Genomic DNA, 403 nt, shown 5'->3' with positions numbered 1-403 from the left:
TGGTCAAGCTGCAGTATGCCCGCCGTACGGGCTTCCAGCAGCTGCTGATAGCGTTCTTCCGTGCTAAACAGTTCCGGCGATACCGGTTCCATTCCGTGCTCAATGGCAAATTTTTCCGCCGCAGCGCCCGCCAGCAGAACGTGCTGGCTCTCCTCCATCACCAGTCGCGCCGCCAGAACCGGATTTCGCAGATGGCACACGCCGGCCACGGCCCCCGCCTTCAGGGTGACGCCGTCCATCACGAACGCGGCCAGCTCGGGGGTTTCATCCCGGGTAATGACCGAACCTATTCCGGCATTATAGAGCGGCCACTCTTCCAGCAGGCGCACCGCCTCGGTGACCACATCCAGCGCGCTCTCGCCCGCTTCCAGCATTTTCTGGCCCGTTTCCACAATGGCGTACA

At 62.3% G+C, this 403-nt stretch carries 1 protein-coding gene; it reads right to left on the bottom strand.

Features of this window, described 5'->3' with window-relative positions; all coding sequences use genetic code 11:
- The coding region (locus A6013_RS24470) for an isoaspartyl peptidase/L-asparaginase (RefSeq protein ID WP_175437433.1) at positions 1 to 403 on the bottom strand (403 nt) is incomplete at both ends.

The organism is Enterobacter sp. IF2SW-B1 (genome assembly GCF_001743375.1).
Lineage (GTDB): Bacteria > Pseudomonadota > Gammaproteobacteria > Enterobacterales > Enterobacteriaceae > Enterobacter > Enterobacter bugandensis.
The sequence above is the reverse complement of the archived record's forward strand: the minus strand, read 5'-3'. Positions and strand labels throughout refer to the sequence as shown.